The sequence below is a fragment of the Shimia sp. R10_1 genome (assembly GCF_017744095.1).
Lineage (GTDB): Bacteria > Pseudomonadota > Alphaproteobacteria > Rhodobacterales > Rhodobacteraceae > Shimia.
The window spans coordinates 111510-132139 of the sequence record NZ_JAGHQX010000008.1; the positions used below are offsets into that span (position 1 = coordinate 111510).

Below are 20630 nucleotides of genomic sequence, written 5' to 3' on the forward strand. Positions count from 1 at the left end.
CACACCCGCAGTTTTGCGGCATATCTCAATAGCGCGTGGAAGGCAGAAAATGAGCAACGAAATCCGACTGGCGTTTGCCCATCCTTCAGAACGCGCAGAAGCGACCTCGTCTGACGATCCGATGGATCGCATTTCACTGCGCGACCATACAGTCGAAGTTGAAATCGGAGCGTTTCAGGCTGAGCGGGGCACGACTCAACGCATCTGTTTCAACGTCGTGGTAGAGGTGCTGCCGCTCGGACCTGCTGTGGAAGATGATGTCGATCGCATTCTCTCTTATGACAAGGTGACAGAGGCGATCGCATTTGAACTGTCCGCGGAGCGGCTCAACCTACTGGAGACACTGGCCGCAAGAGTGGCGGATCGCATTCTTCTGGAGCCGCAAGCTCATCGCGTTTTTGTGCGTATTGAAAAGCTTGATCGTGGTCCCGGTGCTTTGGGTGTCGAGATTGTTCGCAGCCGAAAGGCGCACCTCGCGCCAGTTGAAGAAATCGTCGAGGAGGAGGCGCCACACCCGCGTGTGGTGTTTGTCTCTAACGAAGCACGCATGTCTGAGCAGTTGACTGGTTGCCTTGATGAGTTGCTGACTTCTGATGTGCCTCTGATCCTGTGCGTTGGTGCGCCCGATATGGCTGCTCCGCAGACAGGCCATGCGATGACACAGCGTCGGATTGACCTTCTGGCCATCGAGCAGAACGCATGGGTGCTTGCCGCGCGCGACTTCCGCTGTGTGGTTGTGGACACCCGAACAGAGCTGGATTGGGCGATGAAAAACGGCCAAACCTGTGTTTGGGCACCGTCCAAGATCGTGCTGGATGCCGTGGATGGTCCTTCTGCGCCGCCCAGCGATGCGCTTGGGCTGGCTCTTTGGTTTGCAGAGGAAATGCAGGCGGTTGAGTTTGTGGTTCTTGGGCAAGAGAATGCGCAAACGCCAACGACAGATCTGAATGTACGGCATCAAACGCTGAGCGCCTAATTCTTTTGAAGTCCTTGCGTTTTGAGGGCGTTTTGGCCATTCAGCGCACATGACTGATTATTTTCGTGCAATCCCGCATACTGATGTCGCTCGCCCTGCCAATGCCCGAACATTGGCGGGAGGATGGTGCTGGTTTACCCATGTTGAACGCCTTTCACGCAATTCAACACCAGAAATCCTGCCTGTAGAGGCCGTGTCTGAGCAGGTTTTGCAGCCTCTGACCATGCCTAGGATTTCGGTGGCGGGACTGTCTATGGCGCGCCCCAACCTGATGGGGATCTTGAACGTCACGCCTGACAGCTTCTCTGATGGTGGCGTGCATGAAGGTGCCGAAGCTGCATTGAGACATGCACGTCGTATGGTTGCGGCTGGCGCCGACATGATTGACGTGGGCGGAGAGTCGACACGGCCCGGCGCGGCCTTTGTTCCCATAGAGGCAGAGATCGCGCGAACCGCACCAGCGATTGCTGCCATCACTGCTGAAACGTCGGTTCCTGTGAGCATTGACACACGCAAGGCTGATGTCGCGCAGGCCGCCGTATCCGCAGGTGCCGCGCTGATCAATGATGTGTCAGGCTTTACCTTTGATGCAAAGCTGGCGCCACTCGCGGTGGCGCAGGGTCAGCCTGTTTGCGTCATGCATGCCCAAGGCGACCCTGCCACCATGCAGCAAGACCCGCAGTATGATGATGTGCTGTTGGATGTTTATGACTTCCTTGAAACACAAGTTGAACATCTCATAGACCTCGGAATTTCCCGTAAAAACATTGTGGTAGATCCCGGGATTGGGTTCGGCAAAACACTGGATCATAACCTTAAATTGTTGGCGCGTTTGAGCCTGTTTCACAGCTTGGGCTGCCCGGTTCTGCTTGGGGCGTCCCGCAAGCGCTTTATTGGAACAATCGGCAATGCTCCGCTCGCTGATCAGCGAGCACCGGGATCTATAGCGGTTGCCCTTGCAGCTGCGGCGCAGGGTGTACAGATTATGCGTGTCCATGACGTAGAAGAGACAAGTCAGGCCCTTAAGTTGTGGCAGGCCGTGACGACAGGAGACGCAAATGGCGCGTAAGTTTTTTGGAACCGACGGTGTGCGCGGTACAGCCAACACCTATCCGATGACCGCTGAAATGGCATTGCGCATTGGAGCAGCGGTTGGGCGCTATTTCCGCAACGATGGTGGAACAGAGCACCGGGTGGTGATCGGAAAAGACACACGTCTCTCTGGCTATATGTTTGAACACGCCCTGACCGCGGGTCTCACGTCGACGGGTATGAATGTGTTGTTGCTTGGTCCGGTGCCAACGCCTGCTGTGGGATTGTTGACCACGTCAATGCGGGCTGATCTAGGTGTGATGATTTCAGCCAGTCACAATCCTGCAGTGGACAATGGCATCAAGTTTTTTGGCCCTGATGGCTTTAAGTTGTCTGATCAGGCGGAAGCAGAAATCGAACACCTGATTGAAACCGGTGTTGAGCCTGCGCAGGCGCAAAACATTGGCCGAGCCAAGCGGATCGACGATGGTCGTTTCCGCTATATCGAGCGGGTTAAGAGCTCTTTGCCGAGCGCTTTGCCACTGCGAGGCGTGAAGGTTGTGATCGATTGTGCCAATGGCGCTGCATATCGTGCCGCCCCTGAAGCGCTCTGGGAGCTGGGCGCAGAGGTGATCTCGATTGGCGTGTCGCCCAATGGGCACAACATCAACCAGAACTGTGGTTCTACCAGCACCCGAACAGCACAGGAAACGGTCGTGGCGCATGGTGCGGATGTTGGCATCTGTCTGGATGGCGACGCCGACCGCGTGATGATCATTGATGAAAACGGCAAGGTGGCTGATGGCGATCAGATCATGGGGCTTCTGGCGTCCCGCTGGGCGCAGGCTGGTCGTCTGAAGGGCGGGGCTTTGGTCGCCACAGTGATGTCCAACCTCGGCTTGGAGCGCTTCATGGAGGGCGAAGGTTTGCGCCTGGAACGCACCGCCGTTGGGGATCGCTATGTGGTCGAGGCCATGCGTAAGGGGGGCTACAATCTTGGCGGTGAGCAATCGGGCCATATTGTCATGACTGATTACGCAACCACCGGGGATGGTTTGATGGCGGGTTTGCAATTCCTCGCTGCGATGGTTGAAAGTAACGCGCCTGCAAGTGAACTGTCTCAAGTCTTTGAAACTGTGCCGCAACTTCTGAAGAACGTGCGATATGGTGAGGGCCAGACACCGCTTGAAGCGGCATCTGTGCAAACTGCAATTTCTGCAGCAGAGCATGCGCTGACAGGGCAGGGGCGTCTATTGATCCGTAAATCCGGCACAGAACCTTTGGTGCGGGTGATGGCGGAATGCGAAGATGCGCAATTGCTGGAGCGCACCGTAGACAGCGTTGTGGATGCGGTGCAGTCGGCGGTGGCTTGATCGCTACACGCGGTTTGGGAAAAACAAGCGTTGCAGTGCTCCATATTGGCTCAATGCGACGCCCGATAAGATCAGTAAGGCTGCCCAGATCAGAGAGCCGGGCAGCGGCTCTCCCATAATGGTCGCGCCAAAAACCACCGACCACAGCGGCACTTGATAGTTGGTCAAGCTCATGAAAACCGGTCCTGCCGTGCGGATCACCAGAATGCGGAGAAGGCCCGCCGCAGCCGTCGGCACCAATCCCAGCACCGCGACAATTGCCAGCCCCTCTGCAGACGGCATAGCGGGCGCACCATGCTGGAGGGCTGCGAGAGGGATCACCAAAGCGGCTCCAAACAGCAATGTCGTGGCCGAGAGCCCAATAGGGTCCAGTGGTGGCAGGCGTCGCATCAGGATCGAGGAAACCGCATAGCAGGCGGCAGCGGACAGGCACGCCAGCTGCCCCAAGCTTTCCAGTGGGCTGCCGCTTGAGGCAAAGGCGGCTGGGCCAATCAGTATCAGAACCCCGGCGAAGCCGATCAGAAAACCGAGTGTTCGCCTTAGCGTCATGCGCTCCCCCGGCACCAGAAAATGCGCCAGCGGCAAAACGATGAGGGCGACAGCGGCCATGGAGACGCCGGTAAAGGCGGACGTGACATATTGCTGTGCCCAGGCGAGCAGCATAAACGGCACCGCTGCGCTCAGCATCGACACCCAGATCAGCCGGGGCCAATCGCGTTCGTCTGAGCGGAACATCCGCCCGCCGCGCATTTGCCATATGACTGTTGTGATCAAGGCGGCAAAACCAAGGCGCCCGGCCGCAACCCAAAGCGGAGGCAAGTGTTCCAGCGCCAGTTTCTGCACCATGAACGTGCCACCCCAGACAAGGCCAAGCGTGGCGACCATAAGCCAGCTTGTCGCGGTGATCTGTGGGCTGGTCTGATCTGACATGTGGGTGCTTTCAGCGGGAGAATAAAAAAGGGCGCCTCAACGGCGCCCTTTCAAGTCTTTGAAAAGAAATTAGTTCTTTTCTTTGTCGACCATTTTGCCAGCAGAGATCCAAGGCATCATGCCGCGCAGTTTTGCGCCGGTTTCTTCGATCATGTGCTCGTCGTTTGCACGACGGGACGCTTTGATGGTTGGCTGACCAACAGCATTTTCCAGCATGAAGTCGCGCACGAATTTGCCCTGCTGGATGTCTTCCAGAACAGCTTTCATGCGGGCTTTGGTTTCGTCGTACTTCAGAATGCGTGGGCCGGTGACATACTGGCCGTATTCTGCGGTGTTGGAGATGGAGTAGTCCATGTTCGCGATGCCGCCTTCGTAGATCAGGTCCACGATCAGCTTCACTTCGTGCAGACACTCAAAGTAGGCCATCTCAGGCGCGTAGCCCGCTTCCACCAGAGTTTCAAAACCACAGCGGATCAGCTCTACCAGACCGCCGCACAGAACAGCTTGCTCGCCGAACAGGTCGGTTTCGCACTCTTCGCGGAAGTTGGTTTCGATGATGCCGGAGCGGCCGCCACCGATGGCGGAGCAGTAGGACAGGCCGATTTCCAGCGCGCGGCCGGTTGCGTCGGTGTCAACGGCCACAAGGCAAGGCACGCCGCCGCCTTTGGTGTATTCGCCACGCACGGTGTGACCTGGGCCTTTAGGCGCCATCATGATCACGTCCACGCCTTCTTTTGGCTCGATCAGACCAAAGTGCACGTTCAGGCCGTGGGCAAACGCAATCGCGGCACCTGGCTTGATGTTGTCGTGTACGTATTTCTTGTAGGTTTCTGCCTGAAGCTCATCGGGCATGGTGAACATGATCACGTCACACCATGCTGCGGCTTCGGCAATGCCCATCACCTGCAGGCCTTCGCCTTCGGCTTTCTTCGCAGAAGGGGAGCCTTCGCGCAGCGCTACAACAACGTTTTTGGCGCCGGAGTCACGCAGGTTCAGCGCGTGTGCGTGGCCTTGGGAACCGTAGCCCAGGATGGCCACTTTCATGTCTTTGATCAGGTTGATGTCGCAATCGCGATCGTAATAAACGCGCATGATGAACGCTCCTCTGTTTGATGTTGCGGCCACAATAGGCATTCTGTTGAAGAAAAAGAGCGTTTTGATTGGCAAAATTGGCGATATTTTCGAGGTTTTTATTCTTCTATTTGTGATTTATCGTGCCATTCATGCTTGATGATCTCGATAGACGCATACTGCGCCACCTTCAGGGCGATCCGAGCCAATCGGTGCCAGAGCTTGCTGACCGCCTGGGTCTCACCACCTCCCGTCTGTCGCGCAAAATCGACAAATTGCGTGACGCAGGCATTCTGCGCGGTCAGCGCGCGGTAATCGACTGGCAGGCGTTGGGCTATGCGGTGGAGGTCAGTTTGCGGGTGACGCTTGATAAGACCCAATCCCGCGCCTTTGATGATTTTCTGGAAGCAGCACGTGATATTCCCGAGGTCATAGAGATACAGACCTTTCTGGGGCAAGTGGATGTGCGCCTGTCGGTGATCGCCAAAGACATGGCCCACTATCAGGAAATTTACCGCCGTCGTATCCTGACGTTGCCCCATATCGCAGACATTGAAGCGCTTATGCATGTGGCGCGGATCAAGTCTGATGAGAGCCTGCCGATATGATTGATCTGGATGAGATTGACCGCGCGCTGCTGAAAGCGCTGGCAGAGGATGCCACCCAAAATGCTGGGGCGCTTGGGCGTCGGTTTGGCCTTTCGCAGCCTGCAACTTGGCGTCGAATCAAGAGGTTACAGGAGAGCGGAGCGATTTCGGGCCGCAAACTGGATCTGGATCGCGAGCGGCTTGGCTTTGGGGTGACGGTCTTTCTGGGCATCAAGCTGGCCACCAAGGGGCGCGTCAGTCTTGAGGACTTTGAACGGGCAGTGACGGCTATTCCTGAGGTGCAGACGGTGGAGCATGTGCTGGGTATGTATGACTATCGGTTGCGGGTCACGGCGCGGGATATTTCGGATTTTGAACGGGTGCTGCGGCGGCGTGTTATGACCTTGCCGGGTGTGGGCAACGTGGAGGCCAATGTTTTGCTGAGTGAGGAGCGTCGGCCTGGGCCGCTGTAGGCCTTGCTTTTTGCGGTATGCGCGCTAAACGCGAAGGGACACAAAGAGGAGAGTGCAGATGGCACATGACATTGATCCCGGTGGTCTGAGCGAGTTTTCCGTGGTCTTTACTGACCGCTCACTCAACCATATGTCCCAAAACTTTCAACAGGTTATGCGAGATATCTCTGACCTATTGAAAGAGGTCTACAACGCGGATGGTGTGGCGCTTGTGCCTGGGGGCGGAACCTACGGCATGGAAGCGGTGGCGCGTCAGTTTGCGGCGGGTCAAAAGACTCTGGTGGTGCGCAATGGCTGGTTCTCTTATCGTTGGAGCCAGATTTTTGAAGCCGGTGGTTTTGCCGCTGAGAGCACTGTGATGAAGGCGCGGCAGGCTGGAAATGATGCCACAGCGCCTTTTGCACCAGCCCCAATCGAAGACGTTGTTGCCAAAATTATTGAGGAAAAACCGCAGGTTGTCTTTGCGCCGCATGTGGAGACAAGCGCGGGTGTGATCCTACCAGATGACTATATTGCTGCCATGGCCACTGCTGCGCATGAGGTTGGCGCGCTGATGGTGCTGGATTGCATCGCCTCTGGCTGTGTCTGGGTGGACATGAAGGCGTTGGGCGTGGATGTGCTGTGCTCGGCACCGCAGAAGGGATGGAGTGCATCGCCCTCTGCAGGCTTGGTGATGATGTCAGATAAGGCACTGGAAAGATTGCAAAATACGCAGTCTGACAGCTTTGCGCTGGACCTGAAAAAATGGCGGGACATTGTGGTGGCCTATGAAAACGGCGGCCATGCCTATCACGCGACCATGCCGACAGATGCGCTGCGCGCGTTCCGGGATACTATGGTGGAAACCCGCGATTATGGCTTTGACAAGCTGCGCGATGCGCAGTGGGCGCTTGGCAATGCAGTTCGTAACCTGCTGAAAGAAAAAGGTATTCAGTCGGTCGCAGCAGAAGGGTTTGGTGCGCCGGGCGTGGTTGTGAGCTATACAGCTGACAGCGCGATCCAGAACGGCAGCAAGTTCGCGGCAGAAGGCATGCAGATTGCAGCGGGTGTGCCGCTGGCCTGTGATGAACCGGAGGGGTTCAAGACCTTCCGCCTTGGGTTGTTCGGGCTCGACAAGCTTTACGATGTAGACGGCACTGTTGCGCGGCTCAAAACCGTTTTGGACAAAGTGTTAACCTGAAAATTTACGTCGGTTTTGCGTCGGTATCGCGTCTGTAACACGGAGGTGCGATTTGCGGGGCGCAAAACCCGTTAACTTTGGTTGCCAGACCCTGATTTCTGCGCGCGCAGCGCGTTGCGCATCGGCGGGTCAAAAATATGCAAAAGCCGGGGCGTGACCCCGGCTTTTTCAGTTTAACGGCGGTTTTGATGGGCGGCGCGTTATCTGGCGCCAAGGCCCATTTGCATGAGCGTTTTGCGCACCGGTCCCATCGCGTAGAGCGCATTCAGCCCCATGGCGCGGGCGTCGCGCAGCGGCTGTGCTTCTGCCATGGAAGCGCGATTGAGCAGGTCGATGCCCTGCACCCGCAGTTTGATCTCTGTGTGACGTTTGCGATGGTACTGCGACAGCATCGCCGCATTGCCGAGATTTGCCGGATCGGCCTTTGCCAGATCCAGCAGCACGCGCATGTCCCCCAGGCTCATATTCAGCCCCTGCGCGCCAATGGGTGGCACCACATGGGCGGCCTCGGCCACAAGCGCCAGACGCTCGCCATCCAGACGTTCGGCGGCTTGCGAGATGATGGGCCAGATCGTGCGGTTGGAGGCCAGCGTGAGCGGCCCGTAAAGGCTGCAACTGCGCTCAGTCATCTCCGCTTCGAACGCCGCTTTGTCCATTTTCAGCAGCTCTTCGGCACGCGGGCCACGCTCCATCCAGACCAGCGCTGAGGAGGGCATACCGTTATAGTCGGGCAGCGGCACCAGCGTGAAGGGGCCGCCGGAGCGGTGGATTTCGGTGGAGACATTGCCATGTGGGATCGGGTGGGTGACCGCCAGCGCCAGCGCCTTTTGGCCGTAGCGCGTGGTTTTCACGTCAATCCCAGCAGCCTTGCGCATGGGGGAGTTGCGCCCGTCCGCGGCGATCACCAGTTTGGCCCGAGTCTGGCTGCCATCGGTTAGCCCAACGCGGGCTTGATTGGTGCGCGTGAACAGGCTTTTGGTGCCGCATCCAAGACGCAGATCAACGGTGTCCAGCTCTTTCAGGCGGGCCAGCATTTCGCGGCGCAGCAGCCAGTTTGGCAGGTTCCAGCCAAAGGGCAGATCAGAAAGATCAGCAGCGTCAAAATTCTTGACAATGCGAGGCTCGGCCACTTCGCCACCGGCATCAACAATGCGCATGACCTGCAGCGGTGCGGCATGTGCATCCAGCCGGTCCCAGAGGCCGGCCTCTTCCAGAAGGCTGCGCGCCGGCTGCAAAAACGCGGTGCTGCGCATGTCTGCGCCTGCTGCGTCGCGTTCTGTGATGGGTGGTGTCGGATCCACACATTGCACAGTGAACCCGGCGGTGCCAAAAGCGGCGGCGGCTGTCAGCCCGGCGATGCCGCCACCAGAAATCAGAATGTCCACTTGGGTGTTGTCAGTCATGCTGGCCTCCTAATCGTGAATCATAGACCTGCGCAAGACGGGTTCCAAGGGGACGGGATGTCACCCTCGGGAGATCAGCACAAGCGTCAGAAAGATCACAGGCACGGCGGCAACTGCTGGAATGTAGAGGCCCGGAATGCCGAACATGACAACAGATGTGGCCCAGAGTGCGGCAACCAGTGCAATGCCAGCATAGATCCAGCCTGCGCCGGTGATTTCTGTGCCGTGATCAGCTGTGTGGGAGGAGGTGTTCAGATCGGAAGCGTCTGCAAGGCTCATGAAAGTGTCCTGTTCGCGGGTGCCGTGATGGCATCAGATTGGAGGAGGAAGGCTGCCGAGACAGCCTTGGTCGTTGCGCGCAAACAAAACGGTGTAGCGCGAAGCATGCGGTGTCTTCGGCTCTGTCCTGTTGCGCAGTGCTGAGATAGGCATCCGGCCAGCGGGGGAAAGCAGTCAGAGTGTCGCAGGGGCTCGCCTAGAGCAGTTTGCCCAGAAAGGCTGTCAGGTCATCTGTGTGGAAGTGGATGTGGGTTTCATCCAGCGCCTCGGGGGCGACATGCACGGTGCGCATGCCCATGTCGTGCGGGGCTTGCAGGTTGCGGGGGTCATCCTCAAACATGGCGGCGGTCACTGTTGTCAGCCCATCTTTGTCAAAAATGGTTTCAAAGGCCGCGCGTTCTGGTTTTGGCAGGAAGTCCGCATGCTCCACGCCGTAGATCGCATCAAACGCGCCGTCGAGCCCTCGGGCGGCCAGCACGCGCTCTGCATAAGGTGCCGTGCCGTTGGTGTAGACGATGCGGCGGCCGGGCAGGGCGTTGATATGGTTTGCCAGGGCGGTGTCTTTTTCCAGGTGGTCCAGCGAAATATCGTGCACATCCACAAGATAGGGCGCGGGATCCAGATCATGCTCGCGCATCAGTCCGGTGAGGGTGGTGCCATAGCGCGCCCAATAGTCCTTGCGCATCTGATCGGCGGTGGGCCGATCCACGCCCAGCGTGGTCATGACGTAGTTTGTCATGCGCACTTCGATTTGATCGAAGAGGCGCGCGCGGGGCGGATAGAGGGTGTTGTCGAGGTCAAACACCCAGGTGCGGACATGAGAGAAAGAGGTCTTTGGCATGGCACTGTGATACGCGGCGGTGCAGGTGGGTGCAATGGGGCGCATTGTTCGCTTTCGCGGGGTTGCATCACCTTTGGGGGTGCGCGATGCTGGCGCGCAACGCTCAGAAAAGGATACGGCTGGATATGTCGCAAAGCGCTCGCCCGAATAAGGATGCCTACACACTTATTCTGGAGGCCATTGATGTGGGGGGCTATAAGCCGGGTGACCGTCTGGTGGAGAGTGATCTGGCAGAGAAATTCGGCATGTCACGGACCCCGATCCGGGAGGCGCTGCAGCGGTTGGAGACCCAGTCTTTGCTGGCGCGTGATGGCCGCAGCCTGATTGTGAATTCGCTCGACCACAATCAGATGGCTGAGCTGTATGTGGTGCGCAGTGAGCTTGAGGGGCTGGCGGCCCGATTGGCGGCGCGCCATGCCACCGCCGAAGAGGTGCGTGTGCTGCAGGATATGGTGATTGAGGATCAGGCACGGGTTGATGACCCGGCGGCGCTGGCGCGCTCCAACCGGCGCTTTCACAAACAGATCCATCTGGCCAGTCACAACCGGTATCTGGTGCAGCAGCTCGATCTTGTGCATCGGTCCATGGCGCTCATGGCGACCACCTCGATTGCGGTGGAAGGGCGTGGCGAGGACACGCTGGTGGAGCATCAGGCGATTGTGGATGCGATTGCGGCCCATGATGGAGATGGCGCAGACGAAGCGTTGCGGGCGCATATTTCCACGGCATTTGTGACGCGGCTGAAGCAGGAAAACTGATCTGGCGCTACGCTGGCGGTGCTATGGCGGCAGGGTTATGACGGCGGGACGATGCCGTGCGAGATGCCCTCGTCGGTTTTCCCGTGGCTGGTTTTGTCCCAATAAAATGGGGCGATGGTGATTTCCACCATGGCTTTGAAAGCGGCGAGGGTTGCCAGCGGAAAGTAGATCAGCATGGCAAAGACCCATTTGTAGAGCTGGGGCCTTTGGGTTTTGGCAACCGCGCAGAGCCACACCGCGCCATTGGTGACAGCGGCCAGCAGCAACAGCGCGACAATGGCGTTCTGGCTGCTTTGGGGCAGGTGATCGATCAGAGGTGCGGGCAGCCCGAAGGCGGCGCCCCAGAGTGCCCAAAGCACCGGCGCCAGCAGGAACTGGCTGAGGCTGCAGAGAAACAGCACCTGAAAGCCGAGAAACTGTCGCAGACCGAGACTGCGCAGGAGCGCAGCAGGGTTGCGCATGTGGACGATATAGGTGGCGGCATACCCCTTTAGCCAACGCGAGCGTTGACGGATCCAGGCGATGGGCGCGCAATTGGCCTCCTCTTGCGTGATGCTGTCAAGCAACTCAGTGCGGTAGCCATGACGGGCCAGACGGATGCCGAGATCTGCATCTTCGGTGACATTGTGGCTGTCCCACCCGCCCAGTGCCTCAAGCACGGAGCGGCGAAAGAACAGGGTCGTGCCACCAAGAGGGATGGCGAACCCCAGGCGGTTGAGACCCGGAAGTATCAGGCGAAACCAAGCGGCATATTCTATGGTGAAACAGCGCGAGAGCCAATTGGTGAAAGGGTTGTAGTAGTCCAGTATGCCTTGAAGGCAGGCGACATCAGGTGCGGCACGGGCAAAATGCGCTGCGACCTTTTCCAGTTGGTCGCTGGCGGGGGCATCTTCGGCATCCCAGACACCGATGATGTCGCCGCGGCAGAAGGGCAGTGCATAATTGAGCGCACGCGGTTTGGTGGTGATGGTTGAACCTGCGGGCACCTCCACCACACGCATCCAGCGGGGCAGGCGGGTGCGTGCGATGGCGGTGCGGGTGGCGGTGTCATATTCTTCCAGCACAAGGACGATTTCGAGCAAAGCGCGGGGGTAGGTCAGGCGGGTGAGCCGATGAATCAGAGCGGTTGCGATTTCTGGTTCGCGAAACAAGGGCACCAGCACAGAGATACGTGGCAGACGCTGCGGGGCTGGCTGGGGCGACACGCGCGCGACGCTGCGCAAACCCGGTAGGTTTGTGGGCGGGGTTGGCGCAGGTTGCAAGGCGCGGCTGGCTTTGGGTTTGGCGGCAAAAAACTCTGTCAGTGCATGATAAAGACCGGCCAAGCGCAGTGAGATCGCTCCGAGCAGCGTAAGCAGCGTCCAAAACAGAACCGTGTCCCAAATGAGCAAAGGCACGTGAAAGCTCAGACCGGTGATGAGCGCAATCGACAGCAACAAGAGTGTGGCCTTGGCCGCGCTGCGGGCGCCCAGTGGTCGACAGCTTTCGGCCTCGGCGATGCTGGTCTCGGCGCTGAGCGTCAGAGTTTTTCGATGGTTGAGGGCGATGTGGTGTTCTATGTCATGGCGCTTTGCCAGTGCGAAAAGCGCAGATTTGAGGTTTGGAGGCAGCGCGGCGCGCAGTTTTTCAAGCGCTTGCGGGCGCCCCGTCACCAGAATGACCACATCCCCAAGGCGCGCCCAGGGCAAGACGCAGTGTTGCAGGCAGAATTCAGGCGCGAGCAGCGAGGTCAGGGCACCTGCTGGCGGTGTTCTGTTCAGATCAATCTGGCGCAGGTCATGCCGCTCTGCCAGCAAGGCGCGCATATCCGGCTCTGAAATCCAGCCGCGGGCCGTGAGAATTTCGGGCAAAGTGGCGTTCCATTGTGCCTCGCACCTCAAAGCATAAAACACCTGCCACGGGGTTATGATGTCTTTCTCAAGGAGGGTTCTTGCAAGCGGCAGGCGCGCGCTGTGACGCGTGAGTGGTGGTGCCGGGAGTTTGTGCAGTCTCGCGCCTGCCATCTTGCCCACTTAACCTTCGGTTGTCTTGGTTAGGGTGCGCCGGTATGGTTAACGCTTCGTTAATTTTGCTGCGATAGGCTCTGAAAATAAGGAAAACCCGACCTGTGAGGCAGGCCGGGTTTTGGTGTTTTCAGCTTGTTGCCCTAGGCGTTTAGGCGCGGGCGGCCATAGCGGCGGCGAAGTTCTCAAACAAGTAAAAGCTGTCTTGAGGGCCGGGGCTGGCTTCTGGGTGGTGCTGCACGGAGAAGACCGGGCGATCGGCCAAACGGATTCCACAGTTGGAGCCATCAAACAGCGATACATGGCTTTCCACCACACCCTCTGGCAGGGTTTGCGCATCCACTGCAAAGCCGTGGTTCATGGAGGTGATTTCCACCTTGCCGGTGTCATGGTCTTTCACAGGGTGGTTTGCCCCGTGGTGGCCGTGGTTCATTTTTACGGTCTTTGCGCCAAGCGCCAAGGCGAGCATCTGGTGGCCCAAGCAAATGCCAAAGACAGGGATGTCGGCTTTCAGCACCTCTTGGATCATTGGCACAGCATATGCGCCTGTGGCCGCCGGATCGCCGGGGCCGTTGGACAGAAAGACGCCGTCTGGGTTGTGTGCGAGCACCTCTTCGGCGGTTGCGGTGGCGGGCAGGACGGTGACATCACAGCCCACAGACGCGAGGCAGCGCAGGATGTTGCGTTTTGCGCCAAAGTCCACAGCAACCACTTTGTGTTTGGGTGCGGTCTGGGTCGGGTAGCCATCGGGCCATGCCCAGCGCATTTCGTCCCAGCGGTAGCTTTGTGCGCAGGTCACTTCTTTGGCCAGGTCCAGACCTTCCAGACCGGAGAAGGCGCGGGCTTTGGCGACCAGGGCTTCGGTGTCGAAGTTGCCGTCTGGATCATGTGCCAGTGCGACGTGTGGGGCGCCTTGCTGGCGGATGGCGCGGGTCAGGCGACGGGTGTCGATGCCGCCGATGGCGATGCGCCCACGTGCTGCCAGCCAGTTGGACAGCGTGTCCACCGAACGCCAGTTTGAAGGCGCGGTGGGGTCCCATTTCACCACCATGCCTTCGGCCACCGGATCGCCGGTTTCATCATCTTCGGGGGTCACACCGGTGTTGCCGATGTGCGGGAAGGTGAAGGTCACGATTTGGCCCGCATAAGACGGATCTGTCATGATTTCCTGATAGCCGGTCATTGCGGTGTTGAAGCACAGCTCGGCGACGGTTTCGCCGGTGGCCCCAAAGCCACGTCCGTAAAACAGGGTGCCATCCGCAAGAGCGAGGCAGGCGGTCGGGTGATCTGGGGTTGGTGCGGTCTGTGAGGCGGTCATGGGCGAGTCTCCGGCTGGCAAATTGGCCGATGCATATGTCGGCGCAGGGCGGGCGTCAAGCCATTCTGTGGTGAGGTGGAGCCCTTGTTTTTAGGGGGTTTGCGCAGGCGACACCGGCTGTTGCGAGTCAGTTTACGTTTCTGTAAGGTCGCAGGCTTGTGTTTGACAGCAATTGGCAAGATGAATGGCACTCAGAGACGACATCAATAGCGCATTGAAACAAGCAATGCGTGACCGAGCCGCTGACCGGCTTTCGACATTGCGCCTGATTATGGCCGCGATCAAAGATCGTGACATCGCAGCGCGGGGCGAAGGCGAAGACAGCGCCGGTGTGGGCGACGGAGAAATCCTGTCGATCCTGGCCAAAATGGTCAAGCAACGCCAAGAAAGCGCGCGCACCTATGAAGAGGGTGGGCGTCTGGACTTGGCAGAGCGGGAACTGGGCGAAATCCCGGTGATCGAAGAATTTTTGCCCAAGCAGTTGAGTGAGGATGAAATCACCGCTGCAATCACGGCTGCCATGGGCGAGGTTGGCGCTGAGTCGATCCGCGACATGGGCAAAGTGATGGGCGCGCTCAAGGCAAAATACACGGGCCAGATGGACTTTGGCAAAGTGGGCCCAATGGTAAAGGACCAGCTGAGCAACAGCTGATCCCTGTAATGTGTTTCGCTAAGTCAGGTTGGCTTAGCTGCGAGGCCAGAGCATCGGGAACCAGTCTTCCCGGAGTTTCTGGCCTTCTTGCATGTCGTGGCCCGGGAACGGCGGGGACGTGCGGCCCGGACGCTCTACATAGCGGGCGTCATCTCCCAGCAGACGCAGAGAGAAGGCACGGCGGCGTGAGGTCGCGGTGTTGCCGCGTGCGCCATGCAGAATGTGGTAGTTAAACGCCACAGCGTCGCCCGGCGCCATTTCCCATTCCAGCACACGCATGCCTTCGGCATCCGGGTCCGGGATCGGCATATAGTCGTCCTCATTTGGGAAGAAGCTTTCCTCAGAGACCCAGCGGGTGGGCAGAACAGGCTTTTCCCATTTGTGGCTGCCTGCCACCATGCGCAGGGTGGCGTCTTTCACCGGATCGAGCGGGGACCAGAAGCTGATGGTCTGGCTGCCTTCGACAAAATAGTAAGGGCCGTCGGTGTGCCATGGGGTGGCCATGGACGTGCCGGGCTCTTTCACAAGCACGTGGTCATGAAACATCTGCACCGTTTGCGATTTCATCAGTTTCGCGGCCACTTCGGCGGCCTCTGAGGTTTCAATAACCTCCTGAAACTCAGGGATGTTCTGCCAGTTGCAATAGTCATCAAAGAAGCGGCCGGATTCGCCTGCCTTTTCATTGTTGGAGGCATAGGGGCCGGGTGTTTCCATGTTGCGGGCCACGCCTGCGCGCAGGGTGTCCACGTGATCGGCAAAAAGCCCCCGGATCAGCACGACTCCGTCGCTTTGATATGTGTCGATGTCGGATTGCGTGATCTGCACCATAGTGTGCCTCCTCATAGTTCAGCGCGCACGGTGGGGCAGCTGCCGGGGAGGGTCAAGAGGCATTAGACCTGTATGGCGTGTAGGCGCAGAGCATTTGCAACTTCCAGAAGTTTTGGGGCCAGGTCATTTTCCATGCGCTCACGGGTGAGGAAAGGGGCAGGCCCGCCGAGATTAAGTGCGAGATCTGGGTTGGCGTCACCGGGGGTGGGGAAGGGCACGGCAATGGAGTGCACGCCTTCGTGCCAGTCGCCGTAGTTGCCATAAAACCCTTTCTCTGCGATCTGGCGTTCGGCATCCTTGATGCCCTCCAGAATGCCGGGCCAGCGTTCTGGGCCATGGTGCAGGGCGAGCGTTTCAAGGATTTCGGCGCGCTCTTCTGGCGGACAGCCTGCGATATAGGCGCGCCCCATGGCGGAGCGGGCCAGAGAGATGCGCGAGCCGACGCCAAGTTGCAGCGACATCATACCCTGTTCAGAGCGGGCGCAGGCGAGGTAGGTGACGGTGTGGTCATCGCGCGCGCCAAGGGCGACCTGCACCCCATCACCCGCGTAGTCAGCGAGGCGCTGCATGTGCTCTTTGGCAGCTTCGCGGATTGGCATGCTGCCGAGGCAGGCAAAGCCGAGGCTGAGCGCGGGCACGCCGATGCGGTAGCGGCCGGTTTGCTCATCATAGAGCAAATAGCCGGTTTGCAGCAATGTGTAGGTCAGCCGCGAGACGGTGGAATTGGGCAGGCCGGTGCGTTCGGCCAACTCGCGGTTTGACAGCCCCATGCGGTCACGGGGGCGGAAACAGCGCAGCACTTCGAGGCCGCGCGACAGCGCTGTCACAAACTGACGGTCTGCTTCTGGTGCTGGGCTGCTGTCGCTGTTTGCGAGGGAACGTTTTCTCATGCAAATGACTCTATTTCCGCATCGTGGAATTTTCTATGCGTCATGTGAGATTTTTCCACAAGACTTTCCCAACGCCGGATTTTGGCAGAGCATCGACAAATTCCACTATGGTGGGGCATTTGTAAGCGCTCATCTGGGTTTTGCACCACGCGATTATGCTGTCCTCAGTCAGCGTGTCTGCGGCTTCGGGCTTTGGCACCACCACGGCTTTCACGCATTCGCCGCGCCGCGCATCTTTGGCGCCAATCACACAGGCTTCTGCAATGTCGGGATGGTGCAGCATGAGCATTTCGACCTCTGCGGGCCAGACTTTGAAACCGGCTGCGTTGACCATGCGTTTCACGCGATCCACCATGAAGAAATAGCCATCCTCATCACGATAGCCGATGTCGCCGGAGCGGAAGAAGGGCACGCCGTCGATCTCCACAAAGGCGGCTTTGGTGTCTTCTGGGCGTTGCCAGTAGCCGATGAAATTCTGTGGGGCGTGCATGACAATTTCGCCCACTTCGCCATGGGGCAACTCTGCGGTGCCGCCAATCTCCAGCACGCGGCTGTCGACTTCATAGATCGGCTGACCAAGGCATTGGCGTTTGGGGGCGTCCGTCGGGTTCACATGGGTGGCAGCCATGGTTTCCGAGAGGCCGTAGCCTTCGATATAGTCGAGCCCCGTCATATCCTTGAGCCTTTTGGCGATGGCATCGGGCATCGCAGCGCCGCCGCCGCCAATCATTTTCAGCGTGGACAGATCATAAGTGTCAAAATCAGGGTCATTCACCAGATCAATGGCCATCGTGGCAATGGAGCGCCAGCGTGAAATACCATAGCGCGCGATCAGCCCGGCCGCGAGCCTGCTCGACCAGCGCGGCAGGATCACATTGCGCCCGCCGGTGAGCACGGGGCTGGTCATGCCACCGACCATGCCGGTGACATGAAAGAATGGAAGAGCGGCCAGATGCACGGTGGTTTCGTCGGGTGGATTCCATTGCACGCTGGCATGGAGGGACGCCAGAAAACTGCGGTGGGTGTGCACACAGCCTTTCGGTTGGCCGGTGGTGCCAGAGCTGTAGGGGATGACAGCAAGGTCATCGGATGTTGTGGCGCGCGGCAAAGGCGTGTGGCCCGCATCCAGCGCAGTTTGAAAGCCGATGATGCCGAGGCGCTCGGCCTCCTGTTCAGACATGGCTTGCACGAGATTGTCTGGGATCAGGTCAAAATCGGGATCCCCCATGTCGGTCATCCGGGTGCCGATCAGGGTGCTGAGTGCGCCGCGGTTCAGTGCGGGCAGAATATGTTCAGAAAGCTCCAGCGCGCAGATGGCAATTTCGGCCCCTGTGTCTGCGACCAGATAGTCGATTTCTGCCTGTTTGTTCATGGGGTTCACGGGCACCACGGCACCGCCCGCGCGCAGGATGGCATAGAAGCTGATGATGTATTGCGGGCAATTCTGCGTATAAAGCAGAACACGCCCCCCTTTGCGGAGACCTGCGTTCTGCAAATAGCCCGCCAGCGCCGAAACGCGCGCTGCGATGTCCTGATAGGTGTAGTCGGACCCATTGTAGGTGACGCCGATCCTATCGCCCCATTTGGCAACGGTTTCCTCCAGATGCACATCAATCGGCTGCTCCGGGCGATCAAATGTCCAGCGTTTGTCGGTGGGCCAGAAATCTGGGATGCGGGCATTTGGATGGGGCATGTGCGTGTCCGGTTGGCTCCTCTGGGATGGCACTCTTGCACGGCAGCGTAGCGGCACCTTGGCATCTGTCATGAAGATTTTGGCCAAAGTCACGTCGCGTCGCAAATCCGGTGGTTTGGGCGAAACTGATTTTCACGGGCGCAATCGCGGCTCTACATTGGTTGCGAGGCAGCACGGGCAGTGCGCGTTTGATGCGCAGGTGTGCCTTGCTGTGGCGGCGTGTCGCCTGTTGGTTTGGCGGATCGAGGGAGGGTCCTGATGAGCGAGAAAAAAGTCAGCGTAGAATTTGTGGATGATGTGGCTTTGATCTGCATTGACAACCCACCGGTGAATGCCAGCGGCATTGCGGTGCGCCAGGGTCTTGTGGATGCGTTGAAAGAGATTGATGCAGCAGGAAGCGTAAAGGCAATCGGGCTGTATTGTGCGGGGCGCACCTTTGTGGCTGGGGCGGACATCACCGAATTTGGCAAACCGCCGATGGCGCCGGGTCTGCCTGAGGTCTGCGATATTCTGGAAGCCAACGAGACACCGATTGTGGCGGCCATTCACGGCACCGCGTTGGGCGGAGGTCTGGAAACCGCGATGGGCTGTCACGCACGGGTGGCGGTGCCAAGCGCGAAGGTGGGTCTGCCCGAGGTGCTGCTGGGCATTCTGCCGGGCGCGGGCGGCACGCAACGTGCGCCGCGACTGGCGGGCATTCCCAATGCGCTGGATCTGATCCTGTCTGGCCGCCATGTGCCTGCGGCGGAAGCGCATCAGATGGGTTTGATTGACCGGATTGATGACGGGGCGCCACGCGACGTTGCGCTGGCGGCAGCACGCGATGTGGTGCGCGGAACGCTGGCGACCCGGCGGACCTGTGATCTGACCACAACGCCGGATGAGGCCGCGATTGAAGCCACCGCGGCGATGGTTGCAAAGAAACATCCGCATCTGATGTCTCCGCAGAAATGTGTGGAAGCGGTGGCTGCCTCGACCGGGGACTTCAAGGAAGGTCTGGCGTTGGAACGGGCGGCCTTCATGACATGTGTGACCTCGCCGCAGTCTAAAGGGCTGATCCACGCCTTCTTTGGGGAACGTGCCGTGGCGAACATTCCCGAAAAGAAAGCGCAGGCGCGGGATGTGGCCGCAATTGGCGTGATTGGCGGCGGCACCATGGGGTCGGGTATTTCAACCTCTGCATTGATGGCGGGGCTGCCGGTCACATTGGTGGAGGTCACGCAGGAAGCACTCGACAAAGGCGTGGCGACGATCACGGCCAATCTGGATGGTGCGGTGAAACGCGGTAAGATGAGCGGCGAGAAACGCGATGCGGCGCTGGCGATGCTGACCGCCTCCACCACGCTTGAGAGCCTTGGCGAGGTCGATCTGGTGATTGAGGCCGTGTTTGAAAACATGGACGTCAAGAAAGAGATCTTTGGCAAGCTTGATGGCATCTGCAAGGAGGGGGCGATTTTGGCATCGAACACCTCCTACCTTGATATCAATGAGATTGCGGCGCAGACCCGCCGGCCAAGCGATGTACTGGGCCTGCATTTCTTCTCACCCGCGCACATCATGAAGCTGCTTGAGGTGGTGGTGGGTGAGCACACCGCGCCTGAGGTTGTCGCAACAGGTTTCGCGCTGGCCAAGAAAATGCGCAAAGTGGGCGTGCGCGCGGGCGTGTGCGATGGTTTCATCGGCAACCGGATTTTGGGGCATTATCTGAAGGCGGCGAGCTATCTGGTGCTGGATGGCGCACATCCCGATCAGGTGGACAAGGCGCTGGAGGGCTTTGGCTTTGCCATGGGGCCGCATCGCGTGGGCGATCTGGCGGGGCTGGACATCGGCTATATGACCCGCAAGCGGCTGGCGGCGACGCGGCCCGCCGAGGAGCGGTATGGTGGCGCGATTGCCGACCGGCTGAGCGAAAACGGCTGGAACGGGCGCAAGACGGGCAAGGGCTATTTTGTCTATGAGGGCCGCGAGACACTGGAGAACCCGGATCTGAACGGCATCATTGAGGAAGAGCGCGCCAAGGCGGGGATCACGCCGCGCAGCTTTAGCGACGACGAGATCGTGGAACGTTATATGACTGCGATGATTTCTGAGGCGGTGCGGGTGGTGGCCGATGGCATCGCGCTGCGGCCTGTGGATGTCGATGTGGTGTTTTTGATGGGCTATGGCTTCCCAAGGTTCCGCGGTGGGCCGCTGCATTATGCCGACACCATTGGCGCGGCGGAGCTGGTGAAACGCATCGAAGCCTATGCGGCAGAGGATGCGCATTACTGGCAGGTGCCTGCGTTGCTGAAGCAAATGGCGACGGATGGCACGACCTTTGCGGATCTGAACAAGGGGAAGTGA

At 59.0% G+C, this 20630-nt stretch carries 20 protein-coding genes; 10 read left to right on the forward strand and 10 right to left on the reverse strand.

Features of this window, described 5'->3' with window-relative positions:
• Nucleotides 1-49 precede the first annotated feature (49 nt).
• The 3 genes from J7413_RS15440 to glmM are packed head-to-tail and all read left to right on the forward strand — an operon-like array spanning nucleotide 50 to nucleotide 3381.
• On the forward strand, nucleotides 50-976 hold the full coding sequence (locus J7413_RS15440) for a dihydroneopterin aldolase (protein ID WP_209099806.1): 927 nt from the start codon (nucleotides 50-52) through the stop codon (nucleotides 974-976).
• A 49-nt stretch (nucleotides 977-1025) separates the two neighbouring features.
• Nucleotides 1026-2045, forward strand: a complete 1020-nt coding sequence (gene folP, locus J7413_RS15445; RefSeq protein WP_209099808.1) for a dihydropteroate synthase — start codon at nucleotides 1026-1028, stop codon at nucleotides 2043-2045.
• Nucleotides 2035-3381, forward strand: a complete 1347-nt coding sequence (glmM, locus tag J7413_RS15450; RefSeq protein ID WP_209099811.1) for a phosphoglucosamine mutase — start codon at nucleotides 2035-2037, stop codon at nucleotides 3379-3381. Before folP ends, glmM begins: the two co-directional genes overlap by 11 nt.
• 3 nt (nucleotides 3382-3384) lie before the next feature.
• Here the strand turns inward: glmM and J7413_RS15455 are convergent, their stop codons facing one another.
• Together J7413_RS15455 and ilvC are read right to left on the reverse strand one after the other, a co-directional pair.
• The gene (locus tag J7413_RS15455; protein ID WP_247743562.1) at nucleotides 3385-4311 is read right to left on the reverse strand and encodes a DMT family transporter; all 927 of its coding nucleotides are present in this window, start codon (nucleotides 4309-4311) and stop codon (nucleotides 3385-3387) included.
• Between the two features lie 69 nt (nucleotides 4312-4380).
• Nucleotides 4381-5403 (reverse strand): ketol-acid reductoisomerase, encoded by a 1023-nt coding sequence (ilvC, locus tag J7413_RS15460; protein ID WP_209065189.1) that lies wholly within the window; start codon nucleotides 5401-5403, stop codon nucleotides 4381-4383.
• Between the two features lie 131 nt (nucleotides 5404-5534).
• Between ilvC and J7413_RS15465 the strand changes: the two genes are divergently transcribed.
• Genes J7413_RS15465 through J7413_RS15475 form a run of 3 tightly spaced genes read left to right on the forward strand, consistent with a single transcriptional unit; the run spans nucleotide 5535 to nucleotide 7622 of the window.
• Entirely contained in the window at nucleotides 5535-5990 is a 456-nt protein-coding gene (locus tag J7413_RS15465; protein ID WP_209099813.1) for an Lrp/AsnC family transcriptional regulator, read from the forward strand.
• Nucleotides 5987-6442 carry an Lrp/AsnC family transcriptional regulator gene (locus J7413_RS15470; protein ID WP_209099815.1) on the forward strand — a complete coding sequence of 152 codons (456 nt, stop codon included), beginning with the start codon at nucleotides 5987-5989 and terminating at the stop codon, nucleotides 6440-6442. Before J7413_RS15465 ends, J7413_RS15470 begins: the two co-directional genes overlap by 4 nt.
• A gap of 58 nt (nucleotides 6443-6500) precedes the next feature.
• Entirely contained in the window at nucleotides 6501-7622 is a 1122-nt protein-coding gene (locus J7413_RS15475; protein ID WP_209099816.1) for an aminotransferase class V-fold PLP-dependent enzyme, read from the forward strand.
• Between the two features lie 200 nt (nucleotides 7623-7822).
• Here the strand turns inward: J7413_RS15475 and J7413_RS15480 are convergent, their stop codons facing one another.
• From J7413_RS15480 to J7413_RS15490, 3 genes are all read right to left on the reverse strand, one after another.
• Nucleotides 7823-9025 (reverse strand): UbiH/UbiF family hydroxylase, encoded by a 1203-nt coding sequence (locus tag J7413_RS15480; RefSeq protein WP_209099817.1) that lies wholly within the window; start codon nucleotides 9023-9025, stop codon nucleotides 7823-7825.
• Nucleotides 9026-9085: 60 nt separating this feature from the next.
• Nucleotides 9086-9304: a hypothetical protein gene (locus J7413_RS15485; RefSeq protein WP_209099818.1), complete on the reverse strand. Its 219-nt coding sequence runs from the start codon at nucleotides 9302-9304 to the stop codon at nucleotides 9086-9088.
• Between the two features lie 196 nt (nucleotides 9305-9500).
• Nucleotides 9501-10145, reverse strand: coding sequence for a pyrimidine 5'-nucleotidase (locus tag J7413_RS15490; protein ID WP_209099819.1), 645 nt, complete (start codon nucleotides 10143-10145; stop codon nucleotides 9501-9503).
• Nucleotides 10146-10270: 125 nt separating this feature from the next.
• On the opposite strand from J7413_RS15490, the gene J7413_RS15495 reads away from it, so the two are divergent.
• Nucleotides 10271-10903: a GntR family transcriptional regulator gene (locus J7413_RS15495; protein ID WP_209099820.1), complete on the forward strand. Its 633-nt coding sequence runs from the start codon at nucleotides 10271-10273 to the stop codon at nucleotides 10901-10903.
• Nucleotides 10904-10938: 35 nt separating this feature from the next.
• Here the strand turns inward: J7413_RS15495 and J7413_RS15500 are convergent, their stop codons facing one another.
• Nucleotides 10939-12753: a glycosyltransferase family 2 protein gene (locus J7413_RS15500; protein WP_247743563.1), complete on the reverse strand. Its 1815-nt coding sequence runs from the start codon at nucleotides 12751-12753 to the stop codon at nucleotides 10939-10941.
• Between the two features lie 304 nt (nucleotides 12754-13057).
• Nucleotides 13058-14224 carry a glutamine-hydrolyzing carbamoyl-phosphate synthase small subunit gene (gene carA, locus J7413_RS15505; RefSeq protein WP_209099822.1) on the reverse strand — a complete coding sequence of 389 codons (1167 nt, stop codon included), beginning with the start codon at nucleotides 14222-14224 and terminating at the stop codon, nucleotides 13058-13060.
• Between the two features lie 184 nt (nucleotides 14225-14408).
• On the opposite strand from carA, the gene J7413_RS15510 reads away from it, so the two are divergent.
• On the forward strand, nucleotides 14409-14876 hold the full coding sequence (locus J7413_RS15510) for a GatB/YqeY domain-containing protein (RefSeq protein ID WP_209099823.1): 468 nt from the start codon (nucleotides 14409-14411) through the stop codon (nucleotides 14874-14876).
• A gap of 33 nt (nucleotides 14877-14909) precedes the next feature.
• Here the strand turns inward: J7413_RS15510 and J7413_RS15515 are convergent, their stop codons facing one another.
• The 3 genes from J7413_RS15515 to J7413_RS15525 all read right to left on the reverse strand — a co-directional run bounded on the left by J7413_RS15515 (nucleotide 14910) and on the right by J7413_RS15525 (nucleotide 18287).
• A complete protein-coding gene (locus J7413_RS15515) occupies nucleotides 14910-15704 on the reverse strand; it encodes a phytanoyl-CoA dioxygenase family protein (RefSeq protein WP_209099824.1) in 795 nt (264 codons plus the stop codon).
• Between the two features lie 62 nt (nucleotides 15705-15766).
• Nucleotides 15767-16594, reverse strand: a complete 828-nt coding sequence (locus tag J7413_RS15520; RefSeq protein ID WP_209099825.1) for an IclR family transcriptional regulator — start codon at nucleotides 16592-16594, stop codon at nucleotides 15767-15769.
• 40 nt (nucleotides 16595-16634) lie between these two features.
• Nucleotides 16635-18287 (reverse strand): long-chain-fatty-acid--CoA ligase, encoded by a 1653-nt coding sequence (locus J7413_RS15525; RefSeq protein WP_209099826.1) that lies wholly within the window; start codon nucleotides 18285-18287, stop codon nucleotides 16635-16637.
• A 4-nt stretch (nucleotides 18288-18291) separates the two neighbouring features.
• On the opposite strand from J7413_RS15525, the gene J7413_RS15530 reads away from it, so the two are divergent.
• On the forward strand, nucleotides 18292-18546 hold the full coding sequence (locus J7413_RS15530) for a hypothetical protein (RefSeq protein ID WP_209099827.1): 255 nt from the start codon (nucleotides 18292-18294) through the stop codon (nucleotides 18544-18546).
• Entirely contained in the window at nucleotides 18546-20630 is a 2085-nt protein-coding gene (locus J7413_RS15535) for a 3-hydroxyacyl-CoA dehydrogenase NAD-binding domain-containing protein (RefSeq protein WP_209099828.1), read from the forward strand. The genes J7413_RS15530 and J7413_RS15535 overlap by 1 nt, the downstream gene beginning before the upstream one ends.